Source organism: Pseudoalteromonas sp. BZK2 (genome assembly GCF_014349195.1).
GTDB lineage: Bacteria > Pseudomonadota > Gammaproteobacteria > Enterobacterales > Alteromonadaceae > Pseudoalteromonas > Pseudoalteromonas simplex.
Genome location: NZ_JACSOG010000018.1, coordinates 50,585 through 70,517, shown reverse-complemented (window position 1 = coordinate 70,517; position 19,933 = coordinate 50,585). Strand labels below are relative to the sequence as shown.

At 40.7% G+C, this 19,933-nt stretch carries 14 protein-coding genes; 9 read left to right on the top strand and 5 right to left on the bottom strand.

The genetic code is table 11. The annotated features are described in order from the left end of the window. Window positions 1-101: 101 nt before the first annotated feature. Window positions 102-794 (top strand): substrate-binding periplasmic protein, encoded by a 693-nt coding sequence (locus BIZ38_RS12620; RefSeq protein WP_166340939.1) that lies wholly within the window; start codon window positions 102-104, stop codon window positions 792-794. 138 nt (window positions 795-932) lie between these two features. Then, the gene (locus BIZ38_RS12615) at window positions 933-2,219 is read left to right on the top strand and encodes a hemolysin family protein (RefSeq protein WP_054552168.1); all 1,287 of its coding nucleotides are present in this window, start codon (window positions 933-935) and stop codon (window positions 2,217-2,219) included. A gap of 15 nt (window positions 2,220-2,234) precedes the next feature. On the opposite strand, the gene iadA is transcribed toward BIZ38_RS12615, so the two are convergent. The 3 genes from iadA to BIZ38_RS12600 form a co-directional block, all read right to left on the bottom strand. Further along, on the bottom strand, window positions 2,235-3,401 hold the full coding sequence (gene iadA, locus BIZ38_RS12610; protein WP_187490404.1) for a beta-aspartyl-peptidase: 1,167 nt from the start codon (window positions 3,399-3,401) through the stop codon (window positions 2,235-2,237). An 11-nt stretch (window positions 3,402-3,412) separates the two neighbouring features. Continuing rightward, window positions 3,413-4,822, bottom strand: coding sequence for a putative basic amino acid antiporter YfcC (yfcC, locus tag BIZ38_RS12605; protein ID WP_187490403.1), 1,410 nt, complete (start codon window positions 4,820-4,822; stop codon window positions 3,413-3,415). A 142-nt stretch (window positions 4,823-4,964) separates the two neighbouring features. Next, window positions 4,965-7,892 (bottom strand): TonB-dependent receptor domain-containing protein, encoded by a 2,928-nt coding sequence (locus tag BIZ38_RS12600; RefSeq protein WP_187490402.1) that lies wholly within the window; start codon window positions 7,890-7,892, stop codon window positions 4,965-4,967. A gap of 343 nt (window positions 7,893-8,235) precedes the next feature. Here BIZ38_RS12600 and BIZ38_RS12595 point away from each other — a divergent pair, with 343 nt between their 5' ends. The 7 genes from BIZ38_RS12595 (at window position 8,236) to BIZ38_RS12565 (ending at window position 18,261) form a co-directional block, all read left to right on the top strand. After that, the gene (locus tag BIZ38_RS12595; RefSeq protein ID WP_187490401.1) at window positions 8,236-9,930 is read left to right on the top strand and encodes a cyanophycinase; all 1,695 of its coding nucleotides are present in this window, start codon (window positions 8,236-8,238) and stop codon (window positions 9,928-9,930) included. An 87-nt stretch (window positions 9,931-10,017) separates the two neighbouring features. Continuing rightward, window positions 10,018-10,431: a hypothetical protein gene (locus BIZ38_RS12590; protein ID WP_187490400.1), complete on the top strand. Its 414-nt coding sequence runs from the start codon at window positions 10,018-10,020 to the stop codon at window positions 10,429-10,431. A 71-nt stretch (window positions 10,432-10,502) separates the two neighbouring features. Then, window positions 10,503-11,591, top strand: coding sequence for a 6-phosphofructokinase (locus BIZ38_RS12585; RefSeq protein ID WP_187490399.1), 1,089 nt, complete (start codon window positions 10,503-10,505; stop codon window positions 11,589-11,591). A gap of 213 nt (window positions 11,592-11,804) precedes the next feature. Then, on the top strand, window positions 11,805-12,968 hold the full coding sequence (locus tag BIZ38_RS12580) for an efflux RND transporter periplasmic adaptor subunit (RefSeq protein WP_138599815.1): 1,164 nt from the start codon (window positions 11,805-11,807) through the stop codon (window positions 12,966-12,968). Window positions 12,969-12,980: 12 nt separating this feature from the next. Continuing rightward, window positions 12,981-16,112, top strand: a complete 3,132-nt coding sequence (locus BIZ38_RS12575; RefSeq protein ID WP_054552175.1) for an efflux RND transporter permease subunit — start codon at window positions 12,981-12,983, stop codon at window positions 16,110-16,112. Continuing rightward, a complete protein-coding gene (locus BIZ38_RS12570; RefSeq protein WP_166340955.1) occupies window positions 16,112-17,515 on the top strand; it encodes an efflux transporter outer membrane subunit in 1,404 nt (467 codons plus the stop codon). Before BIZ38_RS12575 ends, BIZ38_RS12570 begins: the two co-directional genes overlap by 1 nt. A gap of 128 nt (window positions 17,516-17,643) precedes the next feature. Next, window positions 17,644-18,261 (top strand): TetR/AcrR family transcriptional regulator, encoded by a 618-nt coding sequence (locus BIZ38_RS12565; protein WP_166340957.1) that lies wholly within the window; start codon window positions 17,644-17,646, stop codon window positions 18,259-18,261. 126 nt (window positions 18,262-18,387) lie between these two features. On the opposite strand, the gene BIZ38_RS12560 is transcribed toward BIZ38_RS12565, so the two are convergent. Together BIZ38_RS12560 and BIZ38_RS12555 are read right to left on the bottom strand one after the other, a co-directional pair. After that, the gene (locus BIZ38_RS12560; protein ID WP_166340959.1) at window positions 18,388-18,897 is read right to left on the bottom strand and encodes a hypothetical protein; all 510 of its coding nucleotides are present in this window, start codon (window positions 18,895-18,897) and stop codon (window positions 18,388-18,390) included. Window positions 18,898-18,906: 9 nt separating this feature from the next. Then, complete coding sequence (locus tag BIZ38_RS12555) at window positions 18,907-19,920, bottom strand: tetratricopeptide repeat protein (protein ID WP_187490398.1); 1,014 nt, start codon at window positions 19,918-19,920, stop codon at window positions 18,907-18,909. Window positions 19,921-19,933: the final 13 nt, after the last annotated feature.

The following is a 19,933-nucleotide window of genomic DNA, read 5'->3' as shown; positions in this document are numbered from 1 at the left end:
CTTAGTTTCCGCTAATTGTTTATTTCTGTTTTACATTTCAAATTTCATCACCTCGCGCTATATTTGTATAAAAAATAATTATAATTTCCGGTATAGCGATTATGCATAAGCTCTTTATCTTACTTTGTTTACTAGTGTCTTTACCTGTATTCTCTGCAATTACAGTGGTCACTGAAAATTTACCGCAGTTACAGTATCAAGATGAGAATGGTGAGTTAGTGGGGACTGTAGTTGATAAAGTACTAACATCGCTCAAGCAAAGTAACATCAACTATGAAATTTCTGTGAACCCTTGGTCTGTTTCTTACAATGCGGCTCTTAGAGATGAAAATACATGTATATTCTCAATAGCTAGATTACCTGCTAGGGAGCGTGATTTTATCTGGTTGTCAAAACTTGGACGTTTCTCTGCTTCATTTTATTCGTTTAATTTTCAGCAAATTTCAATTAGTCATTTACAACAAGCTAAGCAATACCGTATTGCGGTGCTAAAAGATAATTACTCTCATATTTTCTTAAAAGAACATGGCTTTGATGAAACAAATCAGCTGATATTACTTGATAGTTTTGACAATATTTATGATGTGTTAAAAAGTCGTCGAACGAGCATAGATTTAGTCGTTTTAAGTGATCAACAATTTAATTTTGAATTACAAAAAGACTCTACACTCAACTCACTAAAACCAGTGTTTAGTATTCCTGTTGTTAATCCTGACTTATATTTTGCTTGTAATAAAAATATGAACACTGCATGGCTTGAGAAGTTAAGTAAAGCCTTTGCTGATTACGATTAAAAATAGCACTTGTTGATTGTAATAAAGCGGCTATAATCAGCTGCTTTTTGTCCATTCTCGCCAAACTCTAGCTAGCAAAACGAGCAAAAAGTTGTTTGCATTCAACACCCTGAATGCGTTTAAATGTTAGGAGTTACAATGAGTGACTTACTCATTATTATTATTTTAATTCTGATCAGTGCGTTGTTTGCTATGAGCGAAATTGCAATAGCAGCATCACGCAAGATTAAATTACGAGTAATGGTGGACGAGGGGAGTTCTAAAGCCCAAGCGGTGCTGGCGTTGCAAGAGCAACCTGGTGCTTTCTTTGCCATGATACAAATTGCCCTAAATGCAATTGCCATTTTGGGTGGTATTGTTGGTGAGCAAGCATTATCGCCTTATATCGAACAAATCTTAGGTATGATTTACCAAGGACCTTTACTAAGCCAAATCAGCTTTTTGATTTCGTTTTTGAGTATTACCTCTTTGTTTATTCTATTTGCTGACTTATTACCTAAACGGTTAGCGATGATTATGCCGGAAGCCGTTGCAGTTAATGTGGTTTCTATAATGCGCTGGGTAACTTTTGCGTTAACACCCTTTGTCGTTTTCTTTAATGGAATTACCAACCTGATTTTGCGCGCGTTTAAAGTACCCGCTGAACGAGAAGACATTGTTACGACAGAAGACATTGTGGCGATGATGGATGCAGGGGCAGAGTACGGTAGCTTACAGCAACAAGAATATGAGTTAATTGGCAATGTATTCGATTTAGAAGCGCGTTTTTTATCGAGTGTAATGACTCCTCGTGATCAAATTGTCTATTTTGATGTTAAAGCTGATGCTCAAGAAGTGGCGACCAAAATTATCGAACATCCACATAACCACTTTTTAGTCTGTGATGGTAATTTAGATAAATTAATAGGTTCAGTTGAATCAAAAGATATTTTGCGCAAAGTGCTTAAAGGGCAAAGCGCCGAAATTGATAATGAATTGATAAGCCAAGATATTTTTTATCTTCCAGAAACATTGAGTTTGTCTGAAGCTTTAAACACATTCAAAAAAGCGGCTGAACCATTTGCCGTTGTGGTTAACGAGTATGCACTCATGGTAGGTATTGTCACTGTCAAAGATTTAATGAAAGGCTTTATGGGGGATTTAATTAGCCATCAAGGCGAAGAGTTAATTATTCAACGTGATAATTCATCTTGGCTGGTCGATGGTTTAACACCTGTGGTTGAGCTTGCTAAGGTACTTGAAATTGAAGAGTTCCCTGAGCAATCTCATTACGAAACAGTCGCAGGGTTTTTGATCTACACCATGAAACGCCTGCCTAAACGCGCTGAGTTTATCAATTTTGGTGGCTATAAGTTTGAAGTTGTCGATGTTGAAGGAGTGAAAGTCGAGCAACTACTCGTTACTCGCATTTCGGATACTGTTTAGGCCGCCGATGCGGCCTTACTCAAAGGCGCCTTTCACAAGGGCGTTACCTTTGCTTACCATATGAACACCCTTTGACCAGCATTCTGTTGGCGCAAGCGTTGTTTTATTAAGTAGCACAAGATCGGCATCTGCATTTTGTTTAATGACACCTTTATTGATACCCAGTATCTGTGCAGGGTTTGATGTAATCGCCATTAAAGCGTGTTCAATCGAAACATTATATTTTTGCACTGCTTCTACAAACGAACCATGCAATGTAGACTCTTTACCGACTTCAAGGCCAAGCAGATTATAGCTTTTGTCAAAAATAGGGAGACTTGCATGGCCATCAGAGCTCATAGTGAGCTTTGTTGGGTCGACCTTATTCTCTAGGCAATAAGCGAGTGCGTGTGCGGCAGAGTATTCACCATGAGCAAGGTCATACTCGGTTGTACTTGTTGTAAAATCGATAGTGCCACCGGCTTTACAAAACTCTACCCCAGCATTAAGTAAGTCGATATTTCGATTCATGTGAGTTGGGTAAAATTGTGCCAGTGAAATATCGGTTAGCTTATCAACCTCATGTAATAACGATAAATGTGTATCAACAGGGCCAACATGAATGCTGACTGTGCCTTTTTTACCACTTAACATGCCTGCCACTTTTGCCTCTGCGGCAAGCTCTGCCAGCTGTTGTACCGTGGGTTGGCTACTACGATGATCAGATATAGCAACTTCACCCACACCAATAAACTCATCAATGTACATTAAATCGCTGGTGACTGAGCCAGTCAGTGTTTTCGCAGGTAAATGATATGAGCCCGAATGACAAAACACGTTGAGCCCAAGCTCTTTCAGCTCTTTTGCTTTAGCAATCAGGTTACTATGAGTTCGGCTACTTGAGTCAGTGCCAAGGGCTGCAATAACGGTTGTTGTGCCATGCAATGTTGCATCAGTCAGGTTCATTTCTGGTGTTCTGCTTGCAAAGCCAGCTTCGCCGCCTCCGCCAGTTATATGAACGAGTGAATCTACAAACCCTGGGGCTAAAATACAATGAGTGCCATCGACTGTGGTAATCCTCTGATAAGTATCGATGGTGATTTCAGGCTGTATATCAACTATTTTTCCGCCAGCAATAAGAACATCTTGAGTGCCTAAAGGTGAGGGGGCGAAAACGTCTGCGCCTTTTATAAGTGTTAACATAATTAAATCTTTTACTGATAGTTAATAAAGTGTGCGAGAAAAATAAAGCAGCTAGCAAGGCCAAACAAAGCTAAAGTGAAGCGCCAAATAAAACGTGCCCATTCACTCCAATCTAATTTAACAATACCTAAACAGCCAATGAGACTAGCAGAAGTCGGAATAAAAATATTGGTTAAACCATCACCCAACTGAAATGCTAACACCACAATTTGACGTGAGATATTTAATAAATCACCGAGCGGTGACATTAGCGGCATCGTTATGGCAGCTTGTCCAGAGCCTGACGAAACAAAGAAGTTAAATACACTTTGAAATAATAGCATGCCCCAAGCCGCAATATAGTCGGGTACAACTGAAATGCTGGTGGCACTGTAGTACAGCAAGGTATTTAGAGTTGAAGGCGAGGTTAAGTCACTACCGCCAAGTATTAAAATAACGCCTTTTGCCAGAGCAACTAAAAGCGCTGCAGGTAGGAGCTCTTGAGCACCTTCTTTAAATGCGTTTGCGCTTTCATTGGCAGTTTGTTTTTTAAATAGGCTGGCGATTACAGCACAAGCAATCCCTAGGCAAAAGAATTGCGCTGCTAATTCAGGAATATAATACTGCCTAGCCATCACGCCCCAAATAACCCAAACAATGCCAGCAATAAAAGTAAGTAAGATTAGTTTATCTGCGTTATCTAAATTTATTGCACTGTCTTGGTGTTGGTTAGATTGTTGTTTAGTGGCTCTGATAGAGTTGGCATAGCGAATAGTGAATACAAGGCCAAATGAAGTAAAAACAAGCCAAGCAACCATTCTGAACCCTGCGCCAGAAAAAACGGGAATTTCAGCTATAGACTGAGCTATGGCAATGCTAAACGGGTTCATCCATGAGGTGGCAAAGCCAATTTGTGTAGCAACATAGGTTGTTAATACCGTTACTTTTGCGTCATAGCCAAGTTGTTTCATAATCGGGAATAACACAATACAAAAGGCGATGGCTTCTTCACCCATGCCGAAAACTGCACCGCCTAAAGAGAAAAGCACGAACAAGAGAGGAATGAATACCCACTCAATATGTTGTGTTTTGTTGATCAGTGCCATTATGCCGTTATTTATCGCACCGGTTTTTAAGATAATCCCAAACGCACCGCCAGTGATTAAAATAAACGCCATTACACCAATCGCTGCGCCATACTTATCACCTGACACTAACCCTTCAAATAAGACATTAGCGAGGCCAATTTCACCACCTTCTGCAAAAAATGCTGGCGGGGTATGATCTGAGGCTGTTTGATATTGTGATAATTCAACGCTATGGCTATCTTTTTCGGCATTAAACACACCGGGGGTTATAAATAGGCTGGCAAAATAGGCGATAACTGCGACGCACAACAAAATGATGCTCGCATCTGGCATCGCAAACTGTTTGTTTTTCATAAAGTCACTTAAATGTCATTCGACGTTTATAAGATAAGCAAGGTATTATAGCCCTTGCTAAGGAAGATTAATACTGAGAGTCGTTAGTTTAAGATAACGTAAGCTCAAAAGTGAGGGCGACTATTAAGCCGCCCATACCTCGCTAAAAGCGGTAGCTCAAACTTAACGTATAGCGACTGCCATAAGCATTATGGTTTATAGAATCAAAACCTCGACTTGAACCATATAGTTTAGGCGGTTCTTTATTGAAGATATTATCGATACGAGCACGGATTGATAAAGCATCATTGATAAAATATCCGGCTGATAAATCCCATACTAGCCAGTCATCAACATCACGCTTTAACTCATCATTAAGCTCGCCAAGTTCTGTTAGCTCATGTATTTCACGGCCACGCAGCCCTTCAATATCATCCTCATAGCTACTGGTATAATTGGCGCCTAGGTTTAAATAATAACTCTCGGCATCCCAATCGATAGAGAATCTGCCAACATTTTCAGGGTAGCGATAAGTGCCGATTAGCTTTTCGATTGTATCTGAACCGGGTTTGTTTCGCTCAAACTCTAAATAGTGTGTACCATCAAAAGCGAGTGTTAAATTACCTTTTGCAAAAAGAAAACGATGATCGAACTTAAAGTCAATTCCCGCTAAGGTTTGTGTGCCGGTATTTTCCAGTGGAATAACATGATCTCTAAAAAGTGGCAGGAATAGCTCATCTTCGCGCGGATTAAACTCACTTATATAGTTTGCTAGGATCTCTGAAAGATTAGCGCCATCACTTTCGATATTAAGGCCTGCATTATCGGTTACTTCACACAGCTGCTGCTCGTAGGAAATACCTTGTTGTCCTTGTGGTACTAAGCCACAGTGACGCAGTGAAGCATCCGTGATTGCTCTATCAAGCACGGCAGTCATATTGGTATCGATGACTTGTTCATGATCAAAATGCCAATAATCGACAGTTAGGTTGGTATTTACAGATGGACTCCATGCAAAGCCAATGCTGAGCGCTTCAGATTCCTCGGCTTTGAGTGCTTGATTCCCAAGTTCTAGGCTGTTAACACTGACTTCTGTACCATCACCCATACAGTATAAGTCTGCAACTGCCTGATTTGCGCCGCAATCAAAGCTTGATTGTGTGGTACGTAATTTTACGCCAGCTTGAGTTAATGAAGGTGCTCTAAACGACGTTGACCAAGAGCTCCTAATAATTAGAGAATCTGAAGGGCGGTAGCTTAACCCCACTTTAGGGTTAAATGTTCCACCAAAGTCATCGTAATGATCATAACGACCAGCAACTTGCAATTCTAGCTGCTCAGTAACTGGCATATTCAACTCTACAAATGCAGCGTATTGCGTACGGTCTGCTTCTGATAAGCTCGAGCCAAAACCAAAAACATCAACTAAATAACCATTTTCAGCACGCGCTTGAGAGTCTAAAGACGGAATATCTTTTAACTCTTCTCGGCGAGCCTCAATACCAAATGCAGCATAAATGGGTAACTCATTAAATGTAAATAAGTCGCCATTAAAGTTTAAATCCCATCCGTAAACTGTACTTTCACCACTTCTACTAGGGTTTGCTTTTGCAAGCTCAAGCACCGCATCATTATTAGCATCACCCTGTAAAAAAGGGTTGTAGAATGGCATTAACTGACCTTGCGAACAATTGAGCTGAGTTCCATCAAATGTAGCTAATGAACCGTCGGAGCATAATTCACCAGTGATTGCAGCATGAAATTGGTAGCGGTTGTAAATACCATCAATCGCTTCTTGCTCTGACTTAGAACGAGAAAATGTTACACCTGACTCCCAACTCCAGTCACCAATGTAACCGGCTAGGCTACTGACTAAGCGAAAGTTTTTAGTTTCAACTTCAACAGTTCGTGGTGAATTAAAACGTGCATCAAATGCAAAGCCATACACATCTCGACCCGCTTGAGTGGTAAATGGATCAATATAAAGCTGGTCCATTAAGTCGTTACTGCCATCAGCGTTATCATAAATGAATAGCGCATCTTCTATGATAAACGGACCATCATCGTCGTTTATTTGATTGATTGGTGCAGGTGATGAATAGGCTTTTGATTTAGTTTGGCTATAGAAGAAATCGGTATGCCAATCTAAATCACCTAAGGTGCTGTTAAACATAAAGCCAGTTGAAAGGCTTTCAAATGGGGTTTCTAGGTAATCATCTTGGTTTGCATAGTAAGCACAAATTTGCTCACCATGCTCAGTCGTGACAAGCTCTGTTTTACAGTTTGGCGCTGGTAGTTCATTGCTATCTCGGCTGCTGTAATAATAAATGTTTGGTGAGTTCTCAAGTTTCGGTAAATATGAGTAACCATTCACTAGATTAGGTGTTGCGGTATAACTTCTGTCGGTCGCTTTAAAGGCATTGCGGTCGTAAATATCAGCAAATACCGTTAAGTTACTTTCACCGATATTGGTTCCGTAGACTAAGTTAAGTTGCTTCTTAGCTTCATCATGACTGTCAAAACTATTGGTGTAAGAAGTGTTTACTTCAGCTCCTTGATAGTCATCTTTAAGAATATAGTTAATAACACCGGCTACCGCATCAGCACCATAAATTGCTGATGCGCCAGTGGCTAAAATATCAATGCGCTCGATTGCAGCAAGCGGAATTGAGTTTACATCGACAAAGTTCTCAGTGCCTGCTGCGAACGAGCTTGGTGCAACACGGCGGCCATTAATGAGTGTTAATGTGGCTGAGGGACCCATACCTCTTAAGCTTGCAGCGGATTGACCCGCTGGCGTTGAGGTTGATGTACCACCACTTTCAGATGTTGAAAAGGTACCGGAACCGCCTTTAAAAACCGATAAATCTTTTAATAATTCATGAATAGTGTTCGCTCCTGAGCGCTTGATTGCATCTTGGTCAAGCACTGTAAGCGGGATGGTTCCTTCTAAATCAACCCCTTTAATTCGTGATCCTGTTACTTCTACTCGTTCAATTTTTTCTGATTGTTGGTCGTTTTGAGCATACACAGTTTGTACTGGGCACAGCACAGCACTGATTGCTACAGCAATTGATAACTGACGAAACATATTGATTTACCTTTGTCTTAAAAAACACACGGCAAAACCGTGACGTTTTGAATAATTGTTATAATTTTTTAGACAGGGCAGTGGGTTATAGACACAACTAGCCCCTCACAGGAAGTGAGGTGTGGCTACTCGTCAAACCACTCCGAAAGGTAGTGTGGAGAGTAGAAATATGTGCACAGCGATAATGCGTTTTTCAACATAATTCCAATCCGTAAGGTCTTTTGACAAAGCTAGCGATACAGTGCTAGCTTACTCGCGTTTTTAAATGTTCCTTTTTTTTATAGCAAGCAACAAAAAGCTGCGCAAGCAATTTTCTAATATTTTTTTACAAGAGTGTAACAATATGAACATCCTTAAGGAGCAAAAGACTAAATATCAAACTTCAGCTTTTTCTTTGGTATTTAGTTTGTTTTTCGCATCATTTGGCAGCAAAGTCTATGCAAATGATCAACAGCAAACGTTGGTTTTAATTGGCGGATCTTTGACCACCTGCTCAAGTATGAGCCCTAAAAATTGTCTTTCGAATAAACAGATTAGTGGTAAACAGAATAATCAATATCGATTAAATAATGATGCTTTATCTGCAATAAAGACAAATTGGCCAACCAAGAACAAAAAAAATCGTCAGCAAACGCTTAAGGTATTAGCACAGATTGCACGTCAAAAGTCAGGTGTGATCACCAAAAGTGATATTTTATGGGCTTGGCGCGATTTAGATAACAAGTTACTAAACGAGCTTACTGATTCAGAATACAACTTTGTCATAGACTCACTTGAAGTGGCTGTATCAAATACAGATTCGACCCGCCAAAAAGAGTTGGTAAGTACAAGCGATAATAACGAACGTGCAGCCAATGATATTTTAGACTTTGTTGCTGCTTCATTAAAAACAACCACCGAATCACCAACAATTTTAGCGGTTACTGCATCAAGCAGAGATCCATATGAATCAGCTGACTTTTATGAAGGGTTATTAAACTTTACTGGTGTTGAATCAAGCTGGTTACCTCTAACACCCGCCTTAGCAATTGCGATTACTAGTAAGCAATGTGAGAGTTTGGAATCTTTACGTATAGAGTCTATGGGCGTTTTTAATCGTGAGACTATTTACCCTGATAGAACTAAGGCCGAAAAAGCGCTTTGTGATAAAGGGGTCGATCATTTAGTTAAGCTGATTAAAAACGCGACGGGTATTATGTTTAACGGTGGCGATCAGAGTTTAACCAGAAAAGTACTGTTTGATGATAACGGTAAGCAATATCCTTGGACTCAGGCAATTTTACAAAGACCATTACTTGTTGGCACAAGCGCAGGTACAGCGGTGCAAAGTGGTGGTAAAAATGCCTATGGCACAGTGCCGATGATTTCAAATGGTACAAGTTTAGCGGCAATGAGAGAAGGCTCGTTTGCGGTATCACCGCCAAGTGAGCGCTGTGAAAATGAATGCGGTGATAAGCTTTCGGCTGATAGTCTTACCTATGAAAAACAAGGTGGGCTTGGCAGCTTTACTTATGGTGTTCTTGATACACACTTTAGCGAGCGCAACAGAACAATGCGTTTGGCAAGATTACTGGCAGATACCGGGCAACAGCATGGTTTTGGCATTGATGAGACCACCGCCCTTGTATCAATTCGAGCTGGTGAAACCGCACTAATGACGGTGATTGGTAAAAGCGGTGTCGTGCATGTTAAATCTAACGCTAAAAATAACGGAGCAATCAGTTATTGGCCTGCTGGTGCAGTTATTGATGTAACAAAGGATGGTTTTACTCTAGCTAAACGAACTGTTGATAATGCACTCCCTAGTATTAAAATTCCGCCACTGCCGATGCAGCGTTTTGGCACTATATTTTCAGATGCTAAATTACGTTCGCTTGTACAAGCTATGTGCTTAACACAAGAGCAACAAGCAGTCGCTCAGCATGATGAGTTTTTATTGGATTTAAATGCCACTGACAATACTCATTTTTACCGTGTAAACACCAGTAGTACAGGCTGTGCGGTAGAAAACCTAGCCTTTAAAGTTAAGACATTTTAACGATGTAAGGTACTGAAAAAGTAGTGGATTATTTGTTCATTATTAGTTAGCGTAAGGCTAATAATGAACAAACCATGGAATGGGGTTATGAAATATAACGTACTACTTTTATTTATTTTTGGCTGTTTATTTGCCTATTTATCTATACCAGTCATAGGTTATGGTTCAGCTATTGCGATTCCAACCGAAGTACTTTCAGCCCTTTATGACTTGTCACCTAACTTTGCTTTATCAATGGTTGATATCGTTACTTTAGGCCTTCCTTTGTTAGCGTTACTTTTAGTATTTTTACTCATTAGTAAGTCTCTTTACCTTAAAGATAAAGCGTATTCATACTTTATATTGCTGACACCATTTTTAGCGCTGCATTTATATTTTGCTGTTAACAGCTTTTCTGCAAATATTGATAACACCACTTTACTGACTAGTCTGCCTAAGTATCTATTACTAGTGCTTTTTGTTGCGCTTTTTTCTACTCATAAGAAACCGAACTTTAGTTGATGTAAGTCATACGCGAAAGTTCAACATATAAGCTAATCTGTAATTAATCAGTGAACGAAGTTGATAACACAATGAAAAAATTACTGCTATTAACAAGTGGGGGTGATTGCCCTGGGCTTAATGGGGTGATCAGAGCGGTGGTTAAAGCAGCCGAGCATGATGGCAATTGGCAGGTGTATGGTAGCCGAAGAGCTTACTGTGGTGTGCTTGAAAAACCAAATGATATTATACACTTAACTAGTGAAGTGGTGGCGGGTATTCATGTTCGTGGTGGAACAATTCTCGAAACTGTTAATAAAGGGAATCCAACCGCTTTTCCTGCTGAAATAGCAGGCGAACAAGTGTTTATTGACCGCTCTGATGAGTTAATCACTATTATTAAGCAACTTGGGTTTGATGCCGTTATAAATATTGGTGGTGATGGTTCGCATAGGGTATCTCAGCATTTATTTGAGCATGGCTTAAATATCGTAGGCGTACCAAAAACCATTGATAATGATTTATATGGCACTGATTACACAATTGGTTTTCAGACTGCTGTCGACACCGCCACCGAAGCAATTGATCGATTAATACCAACAGCGCAAAGTCATAACCGAGTGATTGTGACTGAGGTAATGGGACGCGATGCCGGTTGGATTTGTTTGCACTCTGCTATTGCAGCTGGCGCAGAAGTCGCGCTTATTCCAGAAATTCCTTACGATATTGAAGCGATTAAAGCCAAACTAACATCACGTTTTGATAAAGGCCACGGATTTGCCAATATTGTCATTTCAGAAGGAGCTAAACCTGTTGCTGGTGGTGTTGTTAGTAAACAATCAAATGAACTCGGTTACGAAAACCCTGTACTAGGTGGTATTGCTGAGCAGCTTGCTTCACAAATACGTGTAGCGCTTGACCTTGATGTAAGAGTAACCGTATTAGGGCATATTCAACGTGGTGGCACACCTAATGCGTTTGATAGGGTGCTTGCAGCAGAGTTTGGGGTGCAAGCATTTGAGCTAGTAAAGCAAGGCCAATTTGGTTTTATCCCTGTCAGTAAAGACGGTGAAATTAAACCAATCAGTTTAAAAGAAGCTACTTCTGAATATCGCGTCATTCCTCTAGAACATCCTTTAATAACAAGTGCCCGCGCAATGGGCATGTGTTTAGGCGAATAATCTGCGAATTGATATAACTTCAATTCGCATAACTAATAGTTTTAAAACAACTTTCTCAGTTACGTTCGTAATAATTCAATGCGCAATTTATGTATTGCACAAAATTCATGCGTTAAAGCAAGCATTTTATTTAATGTAAAGTTCTTTAAAGATGGTTGATCTGTGCCTTTTTTGCTTTAGAATGATCGTTCACTCTAAACTAAGGAACTACACATGCAGCGCTCTCGCATTCCATTTTTTGCAGTGTCAGCTTTGGCTGGTGCTGTTTTATTATCAGGCTGCGGCCAATCAGAATCGGCTCAAGGGCAAACGCAGGCAGCTCAAGCTGTTCCTGTTGGCGTTATTGAGATGCAAAGTAAACCACTTACACTAACTAAAGAATTGCCAGGTCGTGTGGCTGCTTCACGTATTGCGCAAATTCGTCCGCAGGTTAACGGTATTATTCAGTCTCGTATGTTTGTTGAAGGTGCTGAGGTTGAAAAAGGCCAAGCTTTATATCAGATTGACCCATCTACATTTGAAGCTGAAGTAGCGACTAGTAAAGCCGCTATTACTAAAGCTCAAGCCAGTATTGCTAATGCCAAGGCAAAAGCAGAACGCTACAAAGAGCTATTGAGCATCAAAGCTGTAAGCCAACAAGATTACGACGAAGCTGATGCAGCATACAAAGGTGCAAAAGCTGATTTACTAACGGCTCAAGCGCAGCTTAAAACCGCTGAAATCAATTTAAACTACAGCAAAGTATTAGCGCCAATTAGTGGCCAAATTGGTAAATCAGATGTCACAGCCGGTGCCCTTGTGAGTGCTAATCAAGCAACAGCATTAGCAACCATTACTCAATTAGACCCAATCTATGTTGATTTAACTCAGTCAAGCAGTGAACTAACACGTTTGAAAAAAGCCATTGCTGCGGGTGAGCTTGATAAAGATGCCGCTTTACATTCAAAAGTTGAATTAAAGATGGAAGACGGCAGTACTTATCAACATAAAGGTACATTGCAATTCTCTGAAGTGACTGTTGATCCAAGCACAGGCTCAGTAACCTTGCGTGCTGAATTTCCTAACCCTGAAAAATTACTGTTGCCAGGTATGTATGTTCGTGCAGTGATTGTTGAAGGTGTGAAAAGTGATGCGATTTTAGCACCACAGCGTGGCGTAAGCAGAAACACCAAAGGTGAGCCTACTGCCATGGTAGTAAGCAAAGGCAATACCGTAGAAGCACGCGTGCTTAAAACTGATCGTACTGTTGGTTCAAATTGGTTAGTGACAGACGGCCTAAACAGTGGCGATAAGTTAATTGTTGAAGGTTTACAGAAAATCCGCCCAGGTGCACCAGTCAATGCAATGCCTGCAGAATCAGCAGCTAACAGCCAGTAACGGAGAAACTTAATGTCACGATTTTTTATTGATCGGCCCATATTTGCATGGGTGCTTGCTATCGTTGTGATGCTGGCAGGTATCTTAGCAATTAGAAGTTTGCCGGTTGCGCAGTATCCATCCATTGCACCACCTGCAATTAGTATTCAAGCCACATACCCTGGTGCGTCGGCCCGTACTCTAGAAGATACGGTTACACAGGTTATTGAACAAAAAATGAAAGGGCTAGATGGCTTGCTCTACATGTCTTCAACCTCTGAGTCTAACGGCTCAGCGACGTTAACCTTAACCTTTAGTGCAGATACAGACCCTGATATCGCACAGGTTCAAGTACAAAACAAATTGTCGCTTGCAACACCGTTATTACCAGAAGAAGTACAGCGTCAAGGTGTATCGGTTGCAAAATCGGCTCGTAACTTCTTAATGGTTGTAGGCTTTGTATCTGAAGACGGTAGTATGAACAACATCGATATCGGTGATTATGTTTCATCAAACGTGCTTGATATTATTTCGCGTGTAAACGGTGTCGGTGAAGTACAGCTGTTTGGTTCTCAATATGCAATGCGTATTTGGTTAGACCCAGCTAAATTACTGAAGTACTCATTAACTCCTGCTGATATTAGTGCTGCAATCAGTGCTCAAAATGCGCAGGTTTCAGCAGGTCAACTAGGTGCATTGCCAGCGGTGAGTGGCCAGCAATTAAATGCAACGGTGACTGCACAAAGCCGCTTACAAACGCCTGAGCAATTTAGAAATATTTTTGTAAAAACCAATGCTGATGGTTCAGTTGTTCGTTTAAGTGACGTTGCTGATGTTGAATTAGGTGGTGAAAACTACGGTGTTGTTGCGCGTTTTAACGGCAAACCGGCATCAGGTTTAGGTGTTAAGCTTGCCAGTGGTGCTAATGCACTTGATACAGCAGATGGCGTTAAAGCGGCGCTTGCTGAACTTGAGCCTTTCTTCCCTGAAGGTTTAACAACGGTTGTGCCTTATGATACGACGCCATTCGTATCACTTTCAATTGAGAAAGTAGTAAGCACTCTAATCGAAGCTGTTGTGCTGGTGTTCTTGGTCATGTACTTATTCTTACAGAACTTCAGAGCAACACTTATTCCGACTATTGCAGTACCTGTTGTATTGCTTGGTACGTTTGCTATCTTGCAAGTGTTTGGCTTCTCAATTAATACCCTAACCATGTTTGCGATGGTACTTGCCATCGGTCTACTGGTAGATGATGCCATCGTCGTGGTTGAAAACGTTGAACGTGTTATGACTGAAGAGAACTTATCTCCTCTTGAAGCAACACGTAAATCAATGGATGAAATTAAAGGTGCCCTTGTTGGTATTGCGATGGTGCTTTCGGCAGTATTCGTGCCTATGGCGTTCTTCCCTGGCTCAACAGGGGTTATTTATCGCCAGTTCTCAATTACCTTGGTAACTGCGATGAGTTTATCAGTGTTGGTTGCATTGATTTTAACGCCAGCTTTGTGTGCGACCATGCTAAAACCTAGTCATGTACATAACGATAAATCTTTATTTGGTCGTTTCTTCCTTGGCTTTAACCGTGGTTTTGACAGAACGAACTCGGGTACACAAGGTTTTGTGTCTCGCATGATCAAGCACAGTAAACGCTACTTACTTATTTATGGTTTAATCGTGGGTGGCATGGTGTTTATTTTCTCACAATTACCATCGGCATTCTTACCAGATGAAGACCAAGGTATTTTGTTTAACCAAGTCAGCTTACCTGCCGGTGCGACAACAGAGCAAACGTTAAAAGTTGTTGAAAAGATGGAACATCACTTCTTAGAAGAACAATCAGAAGCGGTAAAATCTATCTTTACGGTAACAGGCTTTAGCTTTGCAGGTTCTGGTCAAAACGCGGCAATCGGCTTTGTGGGTTTAAAACACTGGGATGAGCGTCAACGCCCTGATCTAACCGTCGGTGCGGTTGCAGGTAAAGCCATGGGGTACTTCTCAACCATTAAAGAAGCATTCGTGTTTGCTTTCCCACCTCCTGCGGTTGTTGAGCTTGGTACTGCAAACGGTTTCACCTTGTTCTTACAAGATAGGGTTGGTCTAGGTCACGAAAAACTACTTGAAGCACGCAACATGTTTTTAGGTATGGCTGCACAAAACCCGGTGTTATCAGGTGTGCGCCCGAATGGTCAAGAAGATAAGCCAGAGCTTGAGCTTGATATTGATTTAGCAAAAGCCGAAGCATTAGGCCTAACGCAAGCAGATATCAATAATACGTTATCAACGGCTTGGGGTAGTAGCTATGTAAATGACTTTATTGACCGTGGTCGTGTGAAAAAAGTGTACTTACAAGGTACGCCAGAATCACGCATGGTGCCAGAAGACCTAGATGAGTGGTATGTACGTAACAATAATGGTGACATGGTGCCATTTACTGCCTTTGCTCATTCTTATTGGACTTATGGCTCACCGCGTCTTGAGCGTTATAACGGCTTCTCAGCGATGGAAATCCAAGGTGCTGCTGCTCCAGGCTACAGTACGGGTCAAGCGATGGCTGAAGTTGAGAAAATAGTTAAGAAGTTACCACCGGGTGTATCGTTCGAATGGACAGGTATTTCATATGAAGAACGTTTAAGTGGTGGTCAAGCGCCATTACTGTATGCACTTTCATTGTTGGTTGTATTCCTATGTTTAGCGGCGTTATATGAGAGCTGGTCAGTTCCTGCAGCGGTAATGCTTATTGTACCGCTTGGAGTCTTTGGTGCGTCGATTGCGTCATTTGTATTTAATTTATCTAACGATATTTATCTCCAAGTGGGTCTATTAACCACCATAGGTCTGGCATCAAAAAATGCCATCTTAATTGTAGAGTTTGCAATTCATAAAATGGATGAAGGTATGAAACTTGTCGATGCCGCGGTAGCAGCTATTCGCCTTCGTTTACGTCCAATCTTTATGACATCAATGGCATTTGTGTGTGGTGTACTACCACTGGCAATTGCATCAAGTGCAGGCTCAGGTGCACAAAACGCACTCGGTATTGCTGTTATTGGCGGTACGCTTGCGTCATCGACTATTGTGGTAATCTTTGTGCCGCTGTTCTTTGTACTGGTGCGCCGAGTATTCCCCGGCAAAACAAAATCAACTAATGAGGAGCAGGCATAATGAAAGCTAAACTTATCTCAGTGTCTGTTGCTGCACTTATGTTATCTGCCTGTAATATGGCGCCAGATATGGAGCAACGTGAATTACCTGTTGCTCAAAACTATGATATCCAAGGTACAGCGGGCGATATAAATGCGCTCAATTGGCAGTCATTTTTCAGTAATGCGCAACTTCAACAGTTGATTGCGCTAACGCTTGAAAACAACAAAGATATTAAAACTGCTGCACTGAATGTGCAGCAGGTTAGAGCAATGTATCAGATTGAAGATTCTGCACTTTACCCAAGCATTGATCTCAATGCATCGGGTACTCGTCAGCGTCTTCCAGCAGATTTATCTGGTACTGGTCAAGCTACTATCTCTGAAAACTATTCAGCAACTGTTGGCTTAACCGCTTATGAGATTGATCTTTGGGGCAAAGTCCGCAACCAATCAGAGCAAGCTTTGCAAAACCTGTATTCTGCAGAATACAGTTTAACCAGTGTACGCATTAGTTTGATTTCTGAATTAGTGAATGCATGGCTTAACTATGCGACTGACAAAGAGCTATTGGCTTTAGCAAACGAGACTTTAAAGTCTCAGCAGGAGTCTTTAGAGCTAACCCGTAAAACATTTGCTCTAGGTGCTGCCTCTCAGTTAACGCTATCGCAACTTGAAAGCACAGTAGCAACCGCGAAAGTTGATATCGCAAACTATCAGCGTTTATTAAAGCGCGATAAAAATGCCCTCGACTTTTTAGTGGGTAAAACCGTGACTGCGGATTTATTACCATCACAAAATATTGATGATGTACTGAGTTTACCGGATGTGCCAGTAGGGTTACCGTCAGAGCTTCTTACTCAGCGACCTGATATCAAAGCTGCAGAGCATGATTTATTGGCAGCCAATGCAAATATTGGTGTGGCAAAAGCGGCATTCTATCCAAGCATCAGTTTAACCGCGAATGCGGGTACAGCTTCTGCTGACTTGAGTAATCTTTTTGATTCAGGTTCAGGTACTTGGAGTTTTGTACCTTCAGTAAACTTGCCTATTTTTAATATGGGTCGCAATCAAGCTAATCTCGATGTTGCAAAAGCACAGCAAGAAATGGCAATAACCAGTTACGAGCAAACCATTCAACAGGCATTTAAAGAAGTCTCTGATGCCCTTGCTGACCGTGAAGGTTATATGCACCAGCTAGATGCCCTGAATGATTTGTACCAAAGTAATGAGCTATCTTTTACTTTATCGGATGCGCGTTTTCAAAAAGGCGCAGACAGCTACTTGCAAGTATTGGATGCACAACGAAATTGGTACAGTGCAGGACAACAGTTAATTTTGGGTAAGCAAGCGTATTTGGCGAGCCAAATTAATTTGTATAAAGCACTGGGCGGCGGCTGGAATGCACAAAATACTGTGCAATAAATCAGCAAAAGCATAATTTATTTAAGGTTTTGCAGGATCTTAGTTGTTTTGACTCTCCTCTAAGATTAAGATCCTGTAAACCTTATTTAAATTAAAGTTAACCATAGTCAGTAAAGCTTGGAGAAACCATGACGCAAAAAACAAAAAGACACAATGACCCTGCGCTTGCCGAGGCAAGACGTAATCAAGTGCTTTGTGCCGCGGCAGATTGTTTTCGACGTAAAGGCTATCATGGCGCGGGAATGGCGGAAATCTCGAAGACTGCGGGTATGAGTGCTGGCCATATCTATAATTACTTCGCCAGTAAAGAAGCAATTATAGAATCGATTGTTGAACGTGATATGGAAGAAATGTTCTCAATCTTTAAGGAGTTTGCTGATAAACCCGGCGATCGTGTCACTGTTCTGCTAGATGGTCTTGACCGAGGCGTTGAACGCCATACCGATTTAAATCAAGGTGCGCTTGATTTAGAAATGCTTGCCGAGGCAGCACGTAATGAAAAAGTCGCTAACTTACTGCGTGAGTCAGATAGCCACGCCCGTGATTCAATGCGCGAATTATTAGTGGGTGAAAGAGGGCCGTTACAAGGAACGGCACTTGAAGAAGTGAATGCTCGTATTGAAGTGATGTTTTCTGTGATGGGGGGGCTTTTACTACGCAAAATGCTGAACCCAGATCTAGATATTAATGAATTACTTAAAGCACTTCGCCCAACAATGAAAACCTTGTTACTACCTTTTGAATAAAGCGCATCTACTAGCGCTTACTAAAGCTTTAGATAGTTACGAACTAAATTTCATGGCAATAAATCGATTTACAAAACGAAATTTTGCCTTAGTAGCATAGGGTTTTCATACCTATCAATCGACGTACTAATTAGGTAAATTGGTATCAAATGATTGATTATTTTCACTTAACGTGAACACTCTACTAAAGTTTGCAATGTCAGCAATTGCCTTGTGATTAGCATCAACTTCAAACAACGCACTGTAGTTTATGGTGAATGCTTGTGTTGTAGGGCATGTTATTTGAACAGGCACGACAATATATGATTCATTAAAATGTGAGTCGATTTTTAAATCCCCCTCATTATGCAGCTTACAGCCTATGTCATTCTGATTCACAACCAAATGTTTAGCTAAGTATTTTAAAATACTCTCTTTTTGGCTCTTGATCTCTTGCCATGTAATTACATCATTTGTGTTAATGTCAAAAGGTATAACATGTTCTAAGTCAATAACAGCAACTTGCCATTGCCCTTTTAACACTAACTGCTCGTTTTCGGTTTTTGTTAAGTTAAGATACGCTGTACTTAATTGATGGGCGTTTGTTTTAAAGCTACATGCTATTAAAAATAAAAGAGCCGCTGCTAAGATTTTCATGATAATTCCTTAATTGCTAGTGTTAGTGAGTGCTAAAAGTTTTTTATCACTGTCTAATTTAGCTTGTTGCCAGTTCATTTCTGCCCAGTATTTAGCTTTTACATTATTTTTATCTAATGTTAAGTAATACAAAGCTAAATCACTGGCATGATAGGTGTCTTGACGCCGTTCTCTTAGTATCACTCGCTTTCTCATTTTTTCTTGCCATTTATCTGATTGCTTCTCAATTTTTTCAGCTTGCGCTAGGCGTAATAATATAGCGTCTTCCAAGTTAGTATTTTCAGCAGTTAAACTTGCTAACGTTGATAATACTATCTGGTGGTTTTTCTTTGCCATTTGAGCGTCAGCCCATAGAACAACTAAACTGACAGGGGCTGTTTTTAGGTCAAGGTTACTGAGGTAAGTTATCGTTTGTTCTGGATAGCCTAACCTATAGGCCATCTCGGCGAGCACATGACGCGTGTTTCTAGTCATTGACGATTCTTTTACAATGGTTTGTAAAGCTTGATAACTTTGCTCAAGTTCACCTGTTTGACTCTTAACATCGAGAGAGCAGGTAGAAATAGTTTCCAGTCCAACTAAACCAAATAATGATAAACACTGTGCAAGTGCTTGTTCAAATCGACCTTTAACCATCAGTAAATTTGCTTTTAATAAAATAGCATTCGTATGATCAGGTTTGCGTGAGATAACTTCTGAAAGAATATTAATTGCTGCTTCAAACTCATGTTCTCTTTGTAGTAAGCGAGCATAAAAATAATGTATATCGGGATCTTCGGTTAGAGTAATTTGTTTTTCTAAATAGCTTTTTAACATACCTTGATTTGTTTCTGTTTGACCAACAAATTGGCTTTTATTAAATAAGGCGGTTAGTTGTTCTTTAGTGAATTCAGTTTCTTTCGGTTTGCTTGATAAGGCTATAACATCTTTATCATTTGGTATATATGGGTCCGCATGAGTGTAAGTGCTAAAAACGAAAGCTATGTATAAAAGATATTTCATGATTGCTCCAGAAATAGCCATCCGTGGCCAAGCT

Coding starts and splice junctions, on each gene's coding strand:
- BIZ38_RS12580 (WP_138599815.1), top strand. CDS start 11,805: ATGCAGCGCTCTCGCATTCCATTTTTTGCAGTGTCAGCTTTGGCTGGT.
- BIZ38_RS12565 (WP_166340957.1), top strand. CDS start 17,644: ATGACGCAAAAAACAAAAAGACACAATGACCCTGCGCTTGCCGAGGCA.
- BIZ38_RS12595 (WP_187490401.1), top strand. CDS start 8,236: ATGAACATCCTTAAGGAGCAAAAGACTAAATATCAAACTTCAGCTTTT.
- BIZ38_RS12620 (WP_166340939.1), top strand. CDS start 102: ATGCATAAGCTCTTTATCTTACTTTGTTTACTAGTGTCTTTACCTGTA.
- BIZ38_RS12575 (WP_054552175.1), top strand. CDS start 12,981: ATGTCACGATTTTTTATTGATCGGCCCATATTTGCATGGGTGCTTGCT.
- BIZ38_RS12570 (WP_166340955.1), top strand. CDS start 16,112: ATGAAAGCTAAACTTATCTCAGTGTCTGTTGCTGCACTTATGTTATCT.
- BIZ38_RS12585 (WP_187490399.1), top strand. CDS start 10,503: ATGAAAAAATTACTGCTATTAACAAGTGGGGGTGATTGCCCTGGGCTT.
- yfcC (WP_187490403.1), bottom strand. CDS start 4,822: ATGAAAAACAAACAGTTTGCGATGCCAGATGCGAGCATCATTTTGTTG.
- iadA (WP_187490404.1), bottom strand. CDS start 3,401: ATGTTAACACTTATAAAAGGCGCAGACGTTTTCGCCCCCTCACCTTTA.
- BIZ38_RS12555 (WP_187490398.1), bottom strand. CDS start 19,920: ATGGCTATTTCTGGAGCAATCATGAAATATCTTTTATACATAGCTTTC.
- BIZ38_RS12600 (WP_187490402.1), bottom strand. CDS start 7,892: ATGTTTCGTCAGTTATCAATTGCTGTAGCAATCAGTGCTGTGCTGTGC.
- BIZ38_RS12560 (WP_166340959.1), bottom strand. CDS start 18,897: ATGAAAATCTTAGCAGCGGCTCTTTTATTTTTAATAGCATGTAGCTTT.
- BIZ38_RS12590 (WP_187490400.1), top strand. CDS start 10,018: ATGAAATATAACGTACTACTTTTATTTATTTTTGGCTGTTTATTTGCC.
- BIZ38_RS12615 (WP_054552168.1), top strand. CDS start 933: ATGAGTGACTTACTCATTATTATTATTTTAATTCTGATCAGTGCGTTG.